General features: G+C 71.9%; 16 protein-coding genes and 1 tRNA gene. 13 read left to right on the forward strand and 4 right to left on the reverse strand.

The features are described 5' to 3' along the window. Positions 1 to 46 precede the first annotated feature (46 nt). The 8 genes from SLP03_RS12840 to SLP03_RS12875 all read left to right on the forward strand — a co-directional run bounded on the left by SLP03_RS12840 (position 47) and on the right by SLP03_RS12875 (position 8,336). Positions 47 to 868: a DUF3105 domain-containing protein gene (locus SLP03_RS12840; RefSeq protein ID WP_319460799.1), complete on the forward strand. Its 822-nt coding sequence runs from the start codon at positions 47 to 49 to the stop codon at positions 866 to 868. Positions 869 to 876: 8 nt separating this feature from the next. After that, positions 877 to 1,545, forward strand: coding sequence for a DUF305 domain-containing protein (locus SLP03_RS12845; RefSeq protein ID WP_319460800.1), 669 nt, complete (start codon positions 877 to 879; stop codon positions 1,543 to 1,545). Positions 1,546 to 1,727: 182 nt separating this feature from the next. Further along, a complete protein-coding gene (locus SLP03_RS12850) occupies positions 1,728 to 2,423 on the forward strand; it encodes a winged helix-turn-helix domain-containing protein (protein WP_319460837.1) in 696 nt (231 codons plus the stop codon). A gap of 142 nt (positions 2,424 to 2,565) precedes the next feature. Beyond that, positions 2,566 to 2,637: transfer RNA gene (locus SLP03_RS12855), tRNA-Arg, on the forward strand. 326 nt (positions 2,638 to 2,963) lie between these two features. After that, positions 2,964 to 4,511 carry a multiple monosaccharide ABC transporter ATP-binding protein gene (gene mmsA / locus SLP03_RS12860; protein WP_319460801.1) on the forward strand — a complete coding sequence of 516 codons (1,548 nt, stop codon included), beginning with the start codon at positions 2,964 to 2,966 and terminating at the stop codon, positions 4,509 to 4,511. Continuing rightward, positions 4,508 to 5,806, forward strand: coding sequence for a multiple monosaccharide ABC transporter permease (mmsB, locus tag SLP03_RS12865; RefSeq protein ID WP_319460802.1), 1,299 nt, complete (start codon positions 4,508 to 4,510; stop codon positions 5,804 to 5,806). Before mmsA ends, mmsB begins: the two co-directional genes overlap by 4 nt. A gap of 54 nt (positions 5,807 to 5,860) precedes the next feature. Then, positions 5,861 to 6,961 (forward strand): sugar-binding protein, encoded by a 1,101-nt coding sequence (locus SLP03_RS12870; RefSeq protein ID WP_319460803.1) that lies wholly within the window; start codon positions 5,861 to 5,863, stop codon positions 6,959 to 6,961. Between the two features lie 115 nt (positions 6,962 to 7,076). Then, entirely contained in the window at positions 7,077 to 8,336 is a 1,260-nt protein-coding gene (locus SLP03_RS12875; RefSeq protein WP_413644514.1) for an ROK family transcriptional regulator, read from the forward strand. Between the two features lie 66 nt (positions 8,337 to 8,402). Here the strand turns inward: SLP03_RS12875 and SLP03_RS12880 are convergent, their stop codons facing one another. Together SLP03_RS12880 and SLP03_RS12885 are read right to left on the reverse strand one after the other, a co-directional pair. Then, complete coding sequence (locus SLP03_RS12880; RefSeq protein WP_319460804.1) at positions 8,403 to 9,362, reverse strand: ATP-dependent DNA ligase; 960 nt, start codon at positions 9,360 to 9,362, stop codon at positions 8,403 to 8,405. A gap of 48 nt (positions 9,363 to 9,410) precedes the next feature. Next, the gene (locus tag SLP03_RS12885) at positions 9,411 to 10,172 is read right to left on the reverse strand and encodes an isocitrate lyase/phosphoenolpyruvate mutase family protein (protein WP_319460805.1); all 762 of its coding nucleotides are present in this window, start codon (positions 10,170 to 10,172) and stop codon (positions 9,411 to 9,413) included. 92 nt (positions 10,173 to 10,264) lie between these two features. Between SLP03_RS12885 and SLP03_RS12890 the strand changes: the two genes are divergently transcribed. Beyond that, positions 10,265 to 10,555: a hypothetical protein gene (locus SLP03_RS12890; RefSeq protein WP_319460806.1), complete on the forward strand. Its 291-nt coding sequence runs from the start codon at positions 10,265 to 10,267 to the stop codon at positions 10,553 to 10,555. Positions 10,556 to 10,569: 14 nt separating this feature from the next. Here SLP03_RS12890 and SLP03_RS12895 read toward each other — a convergent pair whose 3' ends face one another. Continuing rightward, the gene (locus SLP03_RS12895; protein WP_319460807.1) at positions 10,570 to 12,000 is read right to left on the reverse strand and encodes an MFS transporter; all 1,431 of its coding nucleotides are present in this window, start codon (positions 11,998 to 12,000) and stop codon (positions 10,570 to 10,572) included. Between the two features lie 100 nt (positions 12,001 to 12,100). Here SLP03_RS12895 and SLP03_RS12900 point away from each other — a divergent pair, with 100 nt between their 5' ends. Continuing rightward, positions 12,101 to 12,475: a helix-turn-helix domain-containing protein gene (locus SLP03_RS12900; RefSeq protein ID WP_319460808.1), complete on the forward strand. Its 375-nt coding sequence runs from the start codon at positions 12,101 to 12,103 to the stop codon at positions 12,473 to 12,475. A 1-nt stretch (position 12,476) separates the two neighbouring features. Here SLP03_RS12900 and SLP03_RS12905 read toward each other — a convergent pair whose 3' ends face one another. Then, complete coding sequence (locus tag SLP03_RS12905) at positions 12,477 to 13,676, reverse strand: NAD(P)/FAD-dependent oxidoreductase (RefSeq protein ID WP_319460809.1); 1,200 nt, start codon at positions 13,674 to 13,676, stop codon at positions 12,477 to 12,479. A 57-nt stretch (positions 13,677 to 13,733) separates the two neighbouring features. On the opposite strand from SLP03_RS12905, the gene SLP03_RS12910 reads away from it, so the two are divergent. The 3 genes from SLP03_RS12910 to SLP03_RS12920 all read left to right on the forward strand — a co-directional run bounded on the left by SLP03_RS12910 (position 13,734) and on the right by SLP03_RS12920 (position 17,175). Next, positions 13,734 to 14,336 carry a PadR family transcriptional regulator gene (locus SLP03_RS12910; protein WP_319460810.1) on the forward strand — a complete coding sequence of 201 codons (603 nt, stop codon included), beginning with the start codon at positions 13,734 to 13,736 and terminating at the stop codon, positions 14,334 to 14,336. A gap of 77 nt (positions 14,337 to 14,413) precedes the next feature. Then, the gene (locus SLP03_RS12915) at positions 14,414 to 14,959 is read left to right on the forward strand and encodes a helix-turn-helix domain-containing protein (protein ID WP_319460811.1); all 546 of its coding nucleotides are present in this window, start codon (positions 14,414 to 14,416) and stop codon (positions 14,957 to 14,959) included. Between the two features lie 35 nt (positions 14,960 to 14,994). Then, a complete protein-coding gene (locus SLP03_RS12920) occupies positions 14,995 to 17,175 on the forward strand; it encodes an MMPL family transporter (protein ID WP_319460812.1) in 2,181 nt (726 codons plus the stop codon). Positions 17,176 to 17,185: the final 10 nt, after the last annotated feature.

Genomic DNA, 17,185 nt, shown 5'->3' on the forward strand with positions numbered 1-17,185 from the left:
TGAACCTGCCCGCCGGCTCCCTGCCCGACCGACCTGACGAGGAACGATGAGCATCAGCACCCCGGGTGGCCCGGAACGCCGTCCGACCGTGGTCAGCACCGGCAAGAAGCCGGCCGCCGGCCGGCCGGCCGCTGCCGACAAGCCGTCCGGCGGCAAGGCCGGGGCCGGCAAGGGCACCCCGCGGCAGACCGCCGGCGGCAAGGGCCGCAAGCCGATCGCGCCGGTCAAGGTGAGCCAGGGCCGCTCGTGGGGTCCGATCGCGCTCTTCGTCGCCGTCGGCGTACTCGCGGCCGGCATCATCGGCTACGGCGCGTACGCGTCGATCCAGGGCTCCAAGCCGTGGGACAAGCGGGCGGACGCGATCAGCGGCATCGTCGACTTCCGCAAGAAGGACAAGGCGCTCGTCGAGGGTGGCAAGCACCAGCAGGGCGTGATCAAGTACGACGTCCTCCCGCCGGTCGCCGGACCGCACAACCCGGCCTGGCAGAACTGCATGGGCGACGTCTACGACGCCCCGATCGCCAACGAGCACGCGGTGCACAGCCTGGAGCACGGCACGGTCTGGATCACCTACCGCCCGGACCTGTCGGCGGACCAGGTGGCCAAGCTCAAGTCCAAGGTCCAGGGCAAGGAGAAGCTGATGCTCAGCCCGTTCGACGGGCTGGACAAGCCGATCTCGCTGCAGGCCTGGGGCTACCAGCTCAAGGTGGACAACGCCGACGACAGCCGGATCGACGAGTTCATCAAGACGCTGCGGGTCAACGCCTCCATCGAGGGCCCGAACGCCAACTGCGCCCAGGGCGTCACCGCGACCGGCACCACGCCGCGTGACCTCGGCCAGCAGACGCCTGAGCAGCCGACTCAGTAAGGACACCGATGACTGCTCCCGTCACGACGGACACCGCGCCCGACGAGACCCCGGTCACCGCCGACGGCGGCCGGGGGTCCGCGCGCCGCTTCGGCACGCTGGCGTTGGCCGCCGCCGTCGTGGTCGGCCTCCTCCTCGGGTACGCGGGCGGCCTGCTCACCCCGACCGTCACCCGGCCGGGCCAGAACTCGGCCGAGGCGGGTTTCGCCCGGGACATGAGCACCCACCACGCCCAGGCGGTGCAGATGGGGCTGATGGCCTTCCAGCAGGGCCAGGACACCGAGGTACGCCAGGTCGGTGGCGACATCGCCACCGGTCAGCAGGGTGAGATCGGCACCATGCAGACCTGGCTGCGGTTGTGGAAGCTGGACCCGACCGGCGACCAGCCGGCGATGGCCTGGATGCCGGACGGCGCCGGGTCGGTGAAGGACGGGCTGATGCCCGGCATGGCCACCCCGGCGGAGATCACGAAGCTGAGCGAGGCGCGCGGGCACGAGTTCGACCTGCTCTTCCTCCAGATGATGATCCGGCACCACCTCGGCGGGATCCACATGATCCAGGGCATCCTCGACGAGGGTCACGACGACGACGTGCTGAAGGTCGCGCAGACCATGAAGAACACCCAGCAGACGGATCTCACGAACCTCCAGGCGGCGCTCAAGCGCCTGGGCGGCTGACCCGTCGTACGTCCCGCACCGAGGCCCGCGTCGTCCGCGACGCGGGCCTCGGCGTCTCCAGCGGGCACGCGTCCAGTTATGCCGCTTTATAACGGTTTGGGTTGTCCGACCGATTACGTTGCTTGGATACTTTTCTCCACACATATCGTGACCAGTTGCGATTCGGGCTCGTTGCGCAGGACGTGGGGGTTGCACTCAGAGACGCAGGGCGTTCGGTCACCAGCTGGTGCCGGCGCCACACCATCGGCGGTGACGGGGCGGTGGCAGCCGTCCGTCGCGGACAGCGGCAGGGCGAGTCGGGAACGCTCAGCCGCGAACAGGAACTCGAACTGATCGACGTGCTGCGGGGCGTCCACCCCGACGAGGTCGGCCTGGACGAGGAGCTCTGGACGCGACAGAGCCTGACCACCCTCATCCAGCGCCGGTTCGACCTGACCATGGACGCCGGCACGGTCGGGGCGTACCTGCGGGCCTGGGGGTTGGGTCCGCGGGAGCCCCGGGAGCGTGCCTGCGGGCTCTGCGTCGGCGCAGTCGAGCGGTGGGTACGCGGCGAGTACGCGGTCATCACCCGTGCCGCCCAGGAACACCTCGCCGAGGTCTACTGGATCGGCCGGGTACGGCTGCGCGGCACCATGCCGGCGGCGGACGTGGTCTCCGCGGTCTCGTCCCGGGGCCGGGTGCGCTTCATGATCACCACGCCCTCGGTCGACCCGCCGCTCCCCCGCGACTTCGTGCTGCGGCTGAGCGGCGCCGAGGAGCGGACGGTGCACCTGATCGTGGACGGCTCCTGGCCGAGGAACGAGTGGCCGCGCCGGCTGCCCCGCAGAATCGTCCTGCACCCGCTGCCCAGCTGCGGCCGCGCCCTGGTCGCCGCCTGACCAGCTCCGCCCGACCGGGCCGGCGATCGGTGCCGGGAGGGGTGCCGGGCGGAGTTCGGCACCCCGTAGCGACGCATCGCGGGCCGCCAGATACCAATTGGGCGATCCCGGAGGGGGTTTGCTACTCTTCTCGGGTCGCTGAGCCCCCGTAGCTCAGGGGATAGAGCACCGCCCTCCGGAGGCGGTGGCGCAGGTTCGAATCCTGCCGGGGGCACAACAAAACGAACGAGAAACGCCCCGGCGAACGCCGGGGCGTTTCTCGTGTGACACGTCTGCCCGACCGCCGGACGATGCGCCCGGTCCCCGCCGCCCGCACGCCGGTGGGGCCCGGCGGACGGGGCGTGGGATGCCGCAGTGGCTGGTGAGGGCTGCGTGACGGCTTGGTGACGCAGCGCACACCAACATTGCCGGATTGTTACCTGCGTACGCCTCCCAGCACTTGCGAATGGCCTTCAGACCGGAATACGTTGCCGTCGACAACAAAAACGTTGAAGCCATCCCCCCGGAGGCATCCATGACGTTGGCGAGGTGGTGCGACCGATGAACGACGCGCCCATCCTCTTGGAGATGCGTTCCATCACCAAAGAGTTTCCCGGAGTCAAGGCCCTCTCCGACGTCAACCTGTTGGTGCGCGCCGGCGAGATCCACGCCATCTGCGGTGAGAACGGTGCCGGCAAGTCCACGCTGATGAAGGTCCTCAGCGGGGTCTACCCGTACGGCACCTACGACGGTCAGATCTTCTACCAGAGCAAAGAGACCCGCTTCTCCGACATCCGGGCGAGCGAGCACGCGGGCATCGTGATCATCCACCAGGAGCTCGCACTCATCCCGCACATGTCGATCGCCGAGAACATCTTCCTCGGCAACGAGCCGCGCAAGCGCGGTGCGATCGACTGGAAGTCCGCGAACCGGATGGCGCTGGACCTGATGGCCCGGGTCGGCCTGCAGGAGAACCCGGACACGCTGGTCAAGGACATCGGTGTCGGCAAGCAGCAGCTGGTGGAGATCGCCAAGGCGTTCGCCAAGGACGTGAAGCTGCTCATCCTGGACGAGCCGACCGCCGCGCTGAACGAGGCCGACTCCCGGCACCTGCTGGACCTGCTGCGCGGCTTCCGCTCGCGCGGCATCACCTCGATCATGATCTCGCACAAGCTGAACGAGATCGAGGCGATCGCCGACGAGATCACCATCCTGCGCGACGGCAGGACGGTCGAGACCTTGAACATCAAGGCGGACGGCGTCGACGAGGACCGGATCGTGCGGGGCATGGTCGGCCGCGAGCTGAGCAGCCGGTTCCCGGACCACACGCCGAAGATCGGCGAGGTCTTCTTCGAGGTCCGCGACTGGAACGTCCGGCACCCGATCTCCGCCGAGCGGCAGGTCTGCAAGAACGAGAACTTCGTCGTCCGCCGCGGCGAGATCGTCGGCTTCGCCGGCCTGATGGGTGCGGGCCGCACCGAGCTGGCGATGAGCGTCTTCGGCCGCTCGTACGGCGTGTACGAGTCGGGCACGGTCGTCAAGGACGGCAAGCAGATCGTGCTGAAGTCGGTGGCGGACGCGATCGCCCACGGGCTCGCGTACGTCAGCGAGGACCGCAAGGCGATCGGCCTCAACCTGCTCGACGACATCAAGGCGTCCACGGTGGCCGCCAAGCTGTCCAAGATCACGCACCACGGCGTCCTCGACCAGGTCGAGGAGTACCAGGCGGCCGAGGCGTACCGCAGGGAACTGCGGACCAAGGCCCCGACGGTCGACGAGAGCGTCTCCAAGCTCTCGGGCGGCAACCAGCAGAAGGTCGTGCTGGCGAAGTGGATGTTCACGGACCCGGACCTGCTGATCCTCGACGAACCGACCCGCGGCATCGACGTGGGCGCGAAGTACGAGATCTACGGCATCATCCAGCGGCTCGCCGACCAGGGGAAGGGCGTCGTCGTCATCTCCTCGGAACTGCCTGAGTTGATCGGGCTCTGCGACCGCATCTACACCGTGTTCGAAGGCTCCATCACCGGCGAGATCGCCCGGGAGGACGCGGACCCGGAGACCCTCATGAAGCAGATGACCTCGACGAAGAAGATGCAGACACGATGAGCCGATTCAAGGACCTGCAGAAGAACCTCTTCGGAGGCACCACGTCCAACGCCCGTCAGTTCGGGATGATCTTCACCCTGGTCGCGATCGTCGTCCTGTTCCAGATCCTGACCGACGGCCTGACCCTGCGATCGGACAACCTGATCGCGCTGTTCCAGCAGAACTCGTACATCCTCATCCTGGCCATCGGCATGCTGATGGTGATCGTCGCCGGGCACATCGACCTGTCGGTCGGTTCGGTCGCCGCCATCGCCGGCATCCTGGTGGCCAAGTCGATGGCGGAATGGTCGCTGCCCTGGCCCGTCGCCATCCTCTTCGGCCTCGCGATCGGCGCGGTGATCGGCGCCTGGCAGGGCTTCTGGGTGGCCTACATCGGGGTGCCGGCGTTCATCGTCACCCTGGCCGGCATGCTGCTCTTCCGCGGCGGCAACCAGTTCATCGGCAACGCGAACACGATCCCGGTGCCCGAGGGCTTCCGGGTGATCGGCTCCGGGTTCCTGCCCGAGGTCGGGCCGAGCACGGGCTACAACAACCTGACGCTGCTGCTCGGCCTGGCGGCGTGCGTGGCCGTGGTGTGGCGCGAGTTCCAGTCTCGCAAGACCCGCCGGGAGATGGACGCCGATCCCGCCCCGATGTGGATCTCGGTGCTGCGGATGGCCGTCATGGTCGGCGTGATCGTCTTCGCCGCCCTGCGCTTCGCCAGCGGCCGCGTCGGCACCAGCTTCCCGGTCTCCGGGATCATCCTGGTGGCGCTGGTCATCGCCTACTCCTTCTACACCCGCAACACCCCGGGCGGCCGGCACATCTACGCGGTCGGCGGCAACTCCCGGGCAGCCGAGCTCTCCGGCGTGAAGCTGAAGCGGGTCAACTTCCTCGTCATGATGAACATGTCGGTCCTGGCCGCACTGGCCGGCATGATCTTCGTGGCCCGTTCGGCGGCCTCCGGGCCGCAGGACGGCAACGGCTGGGAACTGGACGCGATCGCCGCGGTCTTCATCGGTGGCGCGGCCGTCTCCGGCGGTATCGGCACCATCAGCGGCTCGATCGTCGGTGGTCTGGTCATGGCCGTGCTCAACAACGGCCTGCAGCTTCTGGGCGTCGGCACCGACCGCGTTCAGATCATCAAGGGCCTGGTCCTGCTGCTGGCCGTCGCGCTCGACGTCTACAACAAGAGCCAGGGACGCTTCTCCGTCATCGGCAGCATCACCCGAACGTTCCGCCGTGACGCACCCGCCAGGCCCACGTCATCGTCCGCAGCGGACCACGAGCCCGCCCGGACGTCGGTGCCCGGCTGACGGCCACCGACCTCTCCCCCGTATCACCTCTCTTTAGAAGGGCACTGCCTAGTTATGCGCAATCTCATTGGCAAGTCGGTGGCCGTTGGCGCCATCGCGGCGCTGGCTCTGACCGCCTGCGGCTCCGGCCGTGATGCAAAGTCCGGCGACTCGGGCGCCCAGGCCAAGGGCTTCGCGGCGGACTCCCTGATCGGTGTCGCCCTGCCGTCCAAGACCTCCGAGAACTGGGTTCTCGCCGGTGACCTGTTCACCAACGGCCTGAAGGAGGCCGGCTTCAAGAGCGACGTGCAGTACGCGGGCGCGTCGACCACCGTCGCCGACCAGCAGGCGCAGATCACCGCCATGGTCACCAAGGGCGCCAAGGTCATCGTCATCGGCGCGACCGACGCCGCGCAGCTGTCGACCCAGGTCGCCGCCGCGCACGCCGCCGGCGTGAAGGTCATCGCGTACGACCGGCTGATCACCAACACGCCGGACCTCGACTACTACGTCGCGTTCGACAACTTCAAGGTCGGCCAGCTCCAGGGCCAGGCCCTGCTGGACGGCATGAAGGCCAAGAAGCCGAACGGCCCGTACAACATCGAGCTCTTCTCCGGCTCGCCGGACGACAACAACGCCGGTGTCTTCTTCAACGGCGCGATGAGCGTGCTCAAGCCGGAGATCGAAAAGGGCAACGTTGTCGTCGCCTCGAAGCAGACCGACGTCAAGCAGACCGCCATCCAGGGCTGGAAGGCCGAGGGTGCGCAGGCCCGCATGGACCAGCTGCTGACCTCGACCTACGGCAGCAAGGAGCTGGACGGCGTGCTCTCCCCGAACGACACGCTGGGCCGCGCGATCATCACCTCGATCAAGGGTGCCGGCAAGACCGTCCCGGTCGTCACCGGCCAGGACTCCGAGGTCGAGTCGGTCAAGTCGATCATGGCTGGCGAGCAGTACATGACGATCAACAAGGACACCCGGACCCTGGTCAAGCAGACCATCACCATGGTGAAGTCCCTGCAGGCCGGTAACGCCCCCGAGGTGAACGACACCAAGTCCTACAACAACGGCAGCAAGGTCGTGGACACGTACCTGCTCCCGCCGGTCGCCGTCACCAAGGCGAACGCGGCTGAGGCGTACGCGAACGACCCGAAGCTCTCGCCGCTCACCAAGTAAGCACCACAGGCTGGTTAGCAACGACCGTCGGGTCCCGGAATCCTCATTCCGGGACCCTTCGTCGTCATGGCGCCCGACGACCGACCCGGAAGGAGGCCCGACCGTGGCGACACCCGTGCGGTCCGGCGTCCCCCGGCCCGGCCGCAACCCGGCGTTCCCCGAGCCGTCGGTGCCCGGCGCCAGCCAGGAGGAGATCCGCCGGCAGAACCTCGGTGCCCTGCTGCGCCACGTCCACGTGCACGGTCCGACCTCCCGGGCCGAGCTGACCAGCCGGCTCGGCCTCAACCGCAGCACCATCGGCGCGCTGGCGGCCGACCTCGCCGCCACCGGCCTCGTCACCGAGGAGGCGCCGACCACCGCCCGCCGCGCCGGGCGTCCCTCGCTGGTGGTGAGCCCCCGCTCCGACCGCGTCTACGCGCACGCGCTGACCATCGAGGCGGACCGGCTGCGTGCCGCCCGCATCGGCCTCGGCGGTCGCATCCTCGACCTGCGCGCGGTCGGCCGCCCCTGCGGCATGTCGTCCTTCGACGCCGTCGGCCCACTGGCCGACATGGTCCGCGACATGGAACGCTCCGTCGCCCCGGACGCCGTGTTCGTGGGCGGCGTGGTTGCCGTGACCGACACCACCCGCGACCCCGACGGACGGATCCGCGTCGGGGGCGCCGACGAGACGCTCGGCACCGCGCTCGGGGCCGAGTTCGCCGCCGGCCCGGGTTTCGTCGCCGCCGACATGGCCGACCTCGCCGGCCTCGCCGAACACGTGCGAGGCGTGGCGGCCGGCATCAACGACCTCATCTACCTGCACGGGGACCTCGGCGTCAGCGCCGGCATCATCATCGGCGGCCGGCTGGTCGTCGGCCACCGGGGGCACAGCGGCAAGGTCGGCCACATGGTGGTCAACCGGGACGGCCTGCCCTGTGGGTGCGGCTCACGCGGCTGCTGGGAGACCGAGATCGCCGAGGCGGCGCTGCTGCGGCACGCCGGCCGGGACCCGGCGGAGCGCGGCGCGGTCGCCGAGGTCCTGCACGCGGCCGCCGACGGCGAGCCCACCGCCCGGGCGGCGGTCCAGCAGGTCGCCGACTGGCTCGGCTTCGGCGTGGCCAACCTGGTCAACGTGGTCAACCCGGACACCGTCGTGTTCGGCGGTTACCTGCGCGAGGTCTACACCGCCGGCGCGGACACGGTCCGCCGCCGCCTGGACGAAATGGCGCTGCCCGCCTCCCGCGAGCACGTACGGCTGCGGGCGGCGGCGCTCGGCGGCGACGCCCCCCTGATCGGCGCCGCCGAACTGGCCTTCGACAAACTGCTCGCGGACCCGCTCAACGCCAGCGTCGCGGGCCAGCCGGGGATCGAGCCGCCCGGCCCGCCGGTCTGACCTCGGCAGCGCCCCGGCCGGCGCGGTTCGGTCGTCCGGGAGGACCAGTTCGGGTGGGGCGGGTTCTCAGCCGCCCTCCCGGCGGGCCCGGGCCCGGCGCCTGCCCTCGTGCATGGCCTGCACCCGGGCCACCGGGATGGTTCGCCCCTCGGCCACCAGGTCGTCGGGGAGCCGCTGCGGCGCGGGCATCGCCGCGGCCCACGGATCCTGCTCGGCGACCAGCGCCGGGACCGTCCGCACGGTGAAGTCGGCCGGCGTCACCGCGGGCAGGTCGTCCCAGGCCACCGGGAACGAGACCGGCAGTCCGGGCCGGATCCGGGGGCTGTACGCGGCGACCACCGTCGCCCCGCCGGCCCGGGTCGGGTCGACGAAGACCCGGCCGCCCCGGTCCTCCCGGATGAAGGCGGTGGTGGCCAGCGCCGGGTCGAGCCGCTCGGTGTGCACGGCGAGGGCCCGGGTGGCCGCGGCCGTCTCCTCCGCGGTGGTCTCCCCGACGACCGGCACGAAGACGTGCAGGCCCTTCGCGCCGCTGGTCTTCACCGCTCCGGTCAGGCCGACCCCGGCGAGCGCCCGCCGGACCAGCTCGGCGGCCCGGACGACCGTGCCGAACGCGTCCCCCTCCGGCGGGTCGAGGTCGAGCACCAGATGGGTCGGACGGTCGAGGTGGCTCGCCGTGCCCAGCGTCGGGTGGTACTCGATCGCCCGCTGGTTGGCGAACCAGAGCAGGGTGCGCCGGTCGTCGCAGAGCGCGTACGACACCTGCCGGCGCGACGCCTCCGCCCAGACCGACGTGCGGCGGACCCACTCCGGGGTGTACTTCGGCAGGTTCTTCTGCATGAACGGGTCCTGCCCGCGCAGCAGCCGGATCACCGAGAGCGGCCGGTCCCGCAGGCCGGGCAGGATCCGGTCACGCACCCCGTCCAGGTAGTCGACCAGGTCCCGCTTGCTGACGTCGCCGCCGGCGAGCAGCGGTTGGTCCAGGTTGGTCAGTGCGACCCCGTCCCGGGTCTCGTCCGCCCCGCTCATCCGCCCACCTTGCCGCCCGTACCGGTCCGGGGCAACCCGACGCGGCGGTCAGCCGGCGAACGGGTCGTCGCCGGCGGCCAGCGCGGTCAGCATCGCGGCGGCGCGGCGGCGGGCGGCGGCGTACACGCCGGAGCCGAGGCTGACCCGGGCCACCCCGAGCCGGGCCAGCTCCGCCACCCCGGGCGTGCCGGGGCGCAGCAGCACGTTCACCGGGCCGCCGACCGCCGCCACGAACCGCCCGATCAGCTCCGGGTCGGCCAGCACGATCGGGTAGACGCAGTCGGCGCCGGCCGCCCGGTAGCGCCGGGCCCGGCGGACCGCCTCGTCGAACCCCGCGGCGTGGTCGCCGGCAGCGCGCACGAAGACGTCCACCCGGGCGTTGACCACCAGGTCCGGCCCGGCCGCCGCCCGGACGGCCGCGAGCAGCCCGGCCTGCTCGTCCACGTCGCAGAGCTCCCCCGTACGCGGGTCGGAGTCCTCCAGGTTGAGCCCGGCCGCCCCGGTGGCGAGCAGCCGGTCGACCAGCTCCACCGGGCGCAGCCCGTACCCGCGCTCCAGGTCGGCGGTGACCGGGACCGGGACCGATCGGACCACCCGGGCCACCGCGTCGAGCATCTCGTCGACCGGGGTGGCCTCGCCGTCGGCGTGGCCGAGCGACTCGGCGACGGCGGCGCTGCTGGTGGCGACCGCCGGGAAACCGGCGGTCGCGACCGCCCGGGCCGACCCGGCGTCCCAGGCGTTCGGCAGGATCAACGGGTCGCCGGGGCGGTGCAGGGCACGCAGCGCGGCAGCGGGACGGGAGTCGGTCATGACCCCGATTATCGGCCGGCGGGCGGCCCGCCCCCAAGCTCCAATCCCGTGCCGATGGACCGGGCCGATTTCGGCGTTGTCGGGCCCGGGGCGTGCTGGCCGACCCGGAGCGGATCGTGGTCACCACCGGGTACGTCCAGGCCCTCGTCCTGCTCACCACGGTGCTCCGGGACGCCGGCCGGCCGGTGCTGGCGATGGAGGACCCGGGGCTGCCGTTCCACCGGGAGGTGGTGCGCCGCCAGGGCGGCCGGGTGGTGCCGCTGCCGGTGGATGACCGCGGTGTCCGCACCGAGCTGCTCGGCGCGGGCGGGCCCTCGTTCGCCTATCCGGCGGCCCTGGCGGCGCTGGCCGCGGTGCTGGGTGCCGCCAGGGCTCCGGCCTGACCGCGCCGGGCAGATCAGCGGGCCGGGCTGGGCGCCGGGGCGGGCGCCGGCACGGATGCCCGGCGCAGGGTGGCCACGGCGACCAGCAACGCGACCGTGACCAGCGCGGCGGCCGCGCCGAACGCCGCCCGGTAGCCGCCGGCCAGGGCCTCCACCTCGGACCAGCCGGCGCCGCGTAGCCCGCCAGCCCGGTGGGCGGCGAGGGTGGCCAGCGCGGCCAGCCCGAGCGCGCCGCCGACCTGCTGGGTGGTGTTGGCCAGCCCCGAGGCGAGTCCGGCGTCGGCCGGGGCCGCGCCGGCCATGGCGAGCGTGGTGACCGCCGGCAGGGCCAGCCCGCCGGCCACGCCGAAGACCAGCGTCGCGGGGAGCACCTCGGTCGGGTAGTGCCCGTCAACCGGCAGTCGGGCCAGCAGCAGGAAGCCGACGACGGCGAGCCCCAGTCCGGTGAGCAGCACCGCCCGCCCGCCGAAGCGGGCGATCAGCCGGCCGGCCAGGCCGAGCGAGACCACCGCGATCAGCACCGGGGTGGGCAGGAAGGCCAGCCCGGTGGCGGCCGGGCCGAGGCCGAGGACCAGTTGCAGGTCGAGGGCCAGCAGGAACTGGAAGCCGAAGAACGCGGCGACGGTCAGGAACTGCACCAGGTTGGCGGCGACCAGGTCCGGCGTCCGCAGGATCCGGGGCGGCAACAGCGGGACGGCGGCGACCGCCTGCCGGAACGCGAACCCCCCGAGCAGGGCGACGGCCAGTCCGGCGGCGCCGAGGGTCCGGGGCGAGGTCCAGCCGTGCTCGCCGGTGCCGACGACGGCGACCACGGTGGCCATCAGGCCGGCGGTGACCAGCACCGTGCCGGTCAGGTCCAGCCCCGCCGCCAGCCCGAGGCCCCGGTCGGCGGGTACCCGCCGCAGCGCCCCGGCGACGATCAGCAGCCCGATCGGCAGGTTGATCAGGAAGATCGACCGCCAACCGGCCAGTTCGGTGAGGAAGCCGCCGGCCAGCAGGCCGAGCGAGGCGCCGGCCGCCCCGGTGAAGCTGAACACCGCGATGGCCCGGGCCCGTTCGGCCGGGGCGGGGAAGAGCGCGACGACCATGCCGAGCCCGACCGCGGTGGCGAGCGCCCCGCCGGCGCCCTGGAGGAAGCGGGCCACGACGAGCGTCGCCGGACCGGCCGCCAGCACGCAGGCCAGCGAGGCGAGGGTGAAGAGCGCGACCCCGGCGAGGAACACCCGCCGCCGGCCGGCCAGGTCGCCGAGTCGTCCGCCCAGCAGCAGCAGTCCGCCGAAGGCGACCAGGTAGGCGTTCACCACCCAGGCCAGGCCCGAGGTGGAGAAGCCGAGGTCGCGCTGGATCGTCGGCAGCGCCACGGCGACGATGCTGCCGTCCAGGATGATCATCAGACTGCCGGCGCAGAGCACCAGCAGCGCCGACCACCGATGGGTCCCCGTCATGGAAAAGCCTCCTTGGTGCACGGTTTGTTACCGAGGTCATCGTCTGTGACCATGAGCCGGAGCGGAAGGAGGCACTTTGGTGTCCCAGGGGAACAGATGTGTGTCCATCACGGCCGGACAGGCCCGGGCCTGCACCGTCCGCGAGGCGCTGGACCGGGTGGGCGGGAAGTGGAGCATCGGCATCCTGGTCGCCGCCAGCCAGGGACCGGTCCGCTTCACCGAGCTGGAACGGCAGGTCGAGGGGATCAGCCGGCGGATGCTCACGCTGACCTTGCGCAACCTGGAACGCGACGGCCTGCTGCACCGGGAGGTCTACCCGACCGTGCCACCGAAGGTGGAGTACACCGCCACCCCGATGGCGCTGGAGCTCTACGAGTCGCTGGTCGCGCTGACGGCCTGGGCGGAACGGCACCGCGTGGCGATCACCGAGGCCCGGGCCGCGTACGACCGGGAGCACGGCGCGTCGACCGGTTGAGTCACTCCTTCACCGGCGCGTCCCAGTCGATGTGGTGGTCGTAGAGCCAGGCCAGCGACCTGCCGTCGTCCCGGGCCACCTGCCGGGCGATGATCGGCAGGGCGAGGTCGCGGACCACCCGGCCGACCGGTCCGGCCACCTTGGTCGTGCTGGTCCGCTTCCCCTGCGCGACCACCCGCTCCACCCGCCGCCGACGCAGCCCCTCGTACGCCTCGAACGCCGCCGGGACGTCCGGCCGGTCGCGCAGGCAGCGGGCGAGCTGGACGGCGTCCTCGAACGCCATCGCCGCCCCCTGCCCGGACGACGGCGCCGCGGTGTGCGCCGCGTCGCCGACGAGGACCATCCGGTCCCGGTGCCAGACCGGCACCGACGGCAGGTCGTACGTCGGCCAGCCGTACTCGATCCGCTCGGTCCGGTCGATGATCGCCAGCGCCGGGCCGGCGTCGTCGGCGAGCAGTTCGCGAAGCCGGGACCGGGCCTGCTCCGGGCTGATCGCGGCGAGCTGTTCGCGGGTCAGCTCGGTGGGCTGCGGCGGGTTGGCGAACCACCACACCTCGTCCTCGCCCACCACCATCCAGCCGAAGAAGCACCGCCTGCCGAAGACCATGTGCATCACCCCGCGCTCGCCGGGCAGCGGCAGCCCCCGGGCGAACCCGCCGGCGTTCAGCAGCGGCACGTAGCGGGGGGCGGGCGCCGCCGGGTCGATGATCGTCCGGGTTCGCGAGCGCAGCCCGTCCGCCCCGACCAGCAGGTCCCCCTCGGCGACCCGGCCGTCGGCGAAGCGGGCCCGCACTCCCGAGCCGACCGGCTCGGCGTCCACCAGCCGGGCGCCGTGCACGATCTCGACGCCCCGGCGCAGCGCCTCGTCCCGCAACGCCCGGTAGAGGTCGGAGCGGCCGACCGTGCTGCTGCCGAAGCCGCGGGTCCGGGTGCCGCTGGTGCCGAACTCGCCGAGGCGACGGCCCCGGTGGTTGTGCAGCGCCATCCGGGGCGTCGGGTGGCCCAGCCCGGCCACCAGGCCGTCGAGTCCGATCGCGCGCAGCGCGTCGACGCCGTTGACCGAGAGGGTGAGGAACGCGCCGACGCCGACCGCGTCCCGCTCGTACGCCTCGTGCACCACCGCGTCGATCCCGGCGCGGCGCAGGGCCATGGCGGTGACCGGCCCGGCCAGGCCGGCACCGATGATGAGAGCCTTAGTCATAAGATGACTATACATAGAATGACCATTGATCGGAACCCCGTCACCTAAGGTGATGGCATGGCCGCCCGCGCGTACCGTCGCTCCCCGCTGGCGATGATGGTGCTGGCGCTCCTGGTCGAGGAGCCGATGCACGCGTACCGGATGCAGCAGCTGATCCGGGAGCGCGACAAGCAGGACGTGGTCAACGTCGCGCAGCGCAACAGCATCTACCAGACCATCGACCGGCTACGTCGGGACGAGCTGATCCGGGTGGCGCACACCGCCCGCGACGAGCGCCGCCCGGAGCGCACCGTCTACGAACTCACAGACGAGGGACGGCGCACCCTGGACGAGTGGCTCGCCGACGCGCTCGCCACCCCCGCGCGGGAGTTCCCGGAGTTCCCCGCAGCGCTGTCGTTCCTGCCGATCCTGCCGCCGGCCGCGGCGACCCGGCAGCTCGAACGGCGGGCCGAGACGCTCGCCGGCCGACTGCGCGAGCGCGAGGCGGTGCTGGCGGCGGTGGAGCTGCCCCGCCTCTTCCTGATCGAGGACGAGTACCGGCTGGCGCTGCTGCGTACCGAGCTGGACTGGGTCCGGCGACTCGCGGCAGAGCTGCGCGCCGGCACGCTGACCTGGTCGGGCGAGTGGCTGGCCGACTGGACCGGCACCGCCGGCGACTGAGCCCTGTGGCGAATACCACCCGATCCGTCTGACCGATCGGTCAGGTGCTGACCGATCGGTCAGGCATGCTGGATGACATGGCACGGGCGGTACCGGAGACCCACCAAGACATTCTCGCCGCGGCGGCGCGGCGGTTCGCCGTCACCGGCTACAAGGGCACCTCCCTGCAGGACATCGCCCGCGAGGTGGGCTGTTCCAAGGCCACGGTGCTCTACCACTTCGCCAACAAGGAAGCCCTGCTCGGCGAGCTGATGGCCCCGGCCATCGGGGTGCTCCAGGCGCTCGACGAACGGATCGCCGGGCACACCGGGCCGGCGGCCCAGCGGGTCGCCGCCGAGGGCTTCGTTGACCTCGCGGTCCGCTTCCGGCGGGAGATCGCGCTGCTCCGCGGCGAGTTCCCCGACCTGCTCCAGCAGCCCGCCTTCGCGCACATCCAGCAGATCTCCGAACGGCTGCTCGCCGCGTTCGCCGGCCACTCCGACCGTCCGGCGGCGCGGATCGCCGCGCTGGTGGTCCTTGCCGGGATACCGGAGGCGTGCGCCGAGTTCGCCGACCTCCCCGACGAGGAGCTGCGGCCCGCCCTGCTGGCCGTGGCCCACCGGGCCCTCGACCCCACCAACTGATCCAGTACGCACACGACCGAGGACAAGGAACCTTCATGGCGACCCTGCTGTACCGGCTCGGCCGGGCATCGTTGCGCCGGCGGCGACTCGTCGCCGTCACCTGGCTCGTCGTACTCGTCGGGCTCGGCGTCGCCGCGGCGACCCTCAAGGGCCCGACGGCGAGCAACTTCACCATGCCCGGCACCGAGTCGCAGCGCGCGATCGACCTGCTCGCCGATCGGTTCCCGGCGGCCAGCGGGGCCACCGGCACCATCGCGGTCAAGGCGCCACAGGCCGGCCAACTGCTCACCCCCGAGGGGCAGGGGGTGGTCAAGCAGGTCACCCAGGAGGCGGCCACCCTGCCCGGGGTGGTCGGCGCGGTCGACCCGTACCAGGTCAAGGCACTCTCCCCGGACGGCCGGTACGCGCTGATCCAGGTGCAGTTCGAAGGCCGCGCGGACAACGTGACCGACGCCCAGCGCACCGCGTACGAGAAGGTCGGCGCGCAGGCCGAGGCGAAGGGGTGGCAGATCGCCCCCGGCGGCGAGGTGCTGAACGCCGAGCCGGAGATCGGCTCCACCGAGGCGCTCGGCGTGCTGGTCGCCGCGATCGTCCTGGTCGTCACCTTCGGCTCGCTGGTCGCGGCCGGGATGACCATGCTGAACGCCCTGATCGGCGTCGGCGTCGGCATGACCGGCCTGTTCGCGCTCAGCGGCGCGGTCGAGCTGACCAGCACCGCGCCGATCCTGGCCCTGATGCTCGGCCTCGCGGTCGGCATCGACTACTCGCTCTTCATCACCTCCCGACACCGGCAGAACCTGCTCGACGGGCTGTCCCCGGAGGAGGCGGTCGGCCGCGCGGTCGGCACCGCCGGCTCCGCCGTGGTGTTCGCCGGTGCCACCGTGGTCATCGCGCTCGCCGGCCTCGCGGTGGTGGACATCCCGTTCCTGACCGTGATGGGTCTGGCCGCCGCCGGCACGGTGACCGTCGCCGTGCTCGTCGCGATCACCCTGGCGCCTGCGCTGCTCGGCTTCGCCGGGCGCAAGGCGCTCCCCCGCAAGCTGCGCGGACGCGAGGCGGTCGAGTCCGCCGCCACCGGCTCGGAGGACCGCTCCGGCTTCGGCTTCCGCTGGGCGCACTGGGTGACGAAGCTGCGGATCCCGGTCATCCTGGTCGGCCTGCTCGGCCTGGGGCTGCTCGCGCTGCCCGCCCAGGACATGCGGCTCGCGCTGCCGGACGCGGCCGCCGCGCCGGAGGGTACCGCGGCCCGGGTCAGCAACGACCTGATCCGGGAGGGCTTCGGCCCCGGCTTCACCGGCCGGCTCGCGGTGGTCGTCACCGCCGACTCGCCGCAGGCCACCCAGGCCGCCGTCCCGCAGGTCACCGCGCTGATCCAGCGGACGGACGGGGTGCTGGCGGTGGCCCCGCCGCAGCTCGACCCCACCGGGCGGACCGCGCTGCTCGGGGTGATCCCGAAGACCGGCCCGACCGACGCGGCCACCGAGACGCTGGTGCACGACATCCGCCGCCAGGTCTCCGGCATCGACAACGCCGACGTGCTGCTCACCGGCGTCACCGCGATCGGCATCGACGTGTCCGAGAAGCTCTCCGACGCGCTCCCGGTCTACCTGCTGCTGGTGGTCGGGCTCTCCATCCTGCTGCTGATGCTGGTGTTCCGCTCGATCCTCGTCCCGGTCAAGGCGGCGCTCGGCTTCCTGCTCACCGTGGCGGCGACGTTCGGCATCACCGTCGCGGTGTTCCAGCAGGGGCACCTGGCCGACCTGATCGGGCTGGACACCCCGGGCCCGCTGATCAGCTTCCTGCCGATCCTGCTCATCGGCATCCTGTTCGGCCTGGCCATGGACTACGAGGTCTTCCTGGTCTCCCGGATGCGGGAGGACTTCGTGCACGGCGACACCGCCCGGCAGGCCACCATCAACGGGATGGGGCACGGCGCCCGGGTGGTCACCGCTGCCGCGCTGATCATGATCTCGGTCTTCAGCGGCTTCGTCTTCCTCGACGACCCAGTGATCAAGTCGATGGGCTTCGCGCTGGCGATCGGCGTCGCCATCGACGCCTTCGTGGTCCGGATGACCATCGTCCCGGCGGTGCTGTCGCTGCTCGACAAGGCCGCCTGGTGGCTCCCCCGCTGGCTCAACCGGATCCTGCCCAACGTGGACGTCGAGGGCGAAGGCCTCCGCGCCCACCTCGCCGACTCCGAACCCGCCAAGGTGTGACCGGGAGACC

Origin of the sequence: Micromonospora sp. RTP1Z1, from assembly GCF_033804685.1 — a bacterium.
Taxonomy (GTDB): Bacteria; Actinomycetota; Actinomycetes; order Mycobacteriales; family Micromonosporaceae; genus Micromonospora.

What these genes read in the sequence shown, in the direction of transcription:
- SLP03_RS12840 (WP_319460799.1), top strand. Translation starts at nt 47, where the DNA reads ATGAGCATCAGCACCCCGGGTGGCCCGGAACGCCGTCCGACCGTGGTC.
- SLP03_RS12845 (WP_319460800.1), top strand. Translation starts at nt 877, where the DNA reads ATGACTGCTCCCGTCACGACGGACACCGCGCCCGACGAGACCCCGGTC.
- mmsA (WP_319460801.1), top strand. Translation starts at nt 2,964, where the DNA reads ATGAACGACGCGCCCATCCTCTTGGAGATGCGTTCCATCACCAAAGAG.
- mmsB (WP_319460802.1), top strand. Translation starts at nt 4,508, where the DNA reads ATGAGCCGATTCAAGGACCTGCAGAAGAACCTCTTCGGAGGCACCACG.
- SLP03_RS12870 (WP_319460803.1), top strand. Translation starts at nt 5,861, where the DNA reads ATGCGCAATCTCATTGGCAAGTCGGTGGCCGTTGGCGCCATCGCGGCG.
- SLP03_RS12880 (WP_319460804.1), bottom strand. Translation starts at nt 9,362, where the DNA reads ATGAGCGGGGCGGACGAGACCCGGGACGGGGTCGCACTGACCAACCTG.
- SLP03_RS12885 (WP_319460805.1), bottom strand. Translation starts at nt 10,172, where the DNA reads ATGACCGACTCCCGTCCCGCTGCCGCGCTGCGTGCCCTGCACCGCCCC.
- SLP03_RS12895 (WP_319460807.1), bottom strand. Translation starts at nt 12,000, where the DNA reads ATGACGGGGACCCATCGGTGGTCGGCGCTGCTGGTGCTCTGCGCCGGC.
- SLP03_RS12905 (WP_319460809.1), bottom strand. Translation starts at nt 13,676, where the DNA reads ATGACTAAGGCTCTCATCATCGGTGCCGGCCTGGCCGGGCCGGTCACC.
- SLP03_RS12910 (WP_319460810.1), top strand. Translation starts at nt 13,734, where the DNA reads ATGGCCGCCCGCGCGTACCGTCGCTCCCCGCTGGCGATGATGGTGCTG.
- SLP03_RS12915 (WP_319460811.1), top strand. Translation starts at nt 14,414, where the DNA reads ATGGCACGGGCGGTACCGGAGACCCACCAAGACATTCTCGCCGCGGCG.
- SLP03_RS12920 (WP_319460812.1), top strand. Translation starts at nt 14,995, where the DNA reads ATGGCGACCCTGCTGTACCGGCTCGGCCGGGCATCGTTGCGCCGGCGG.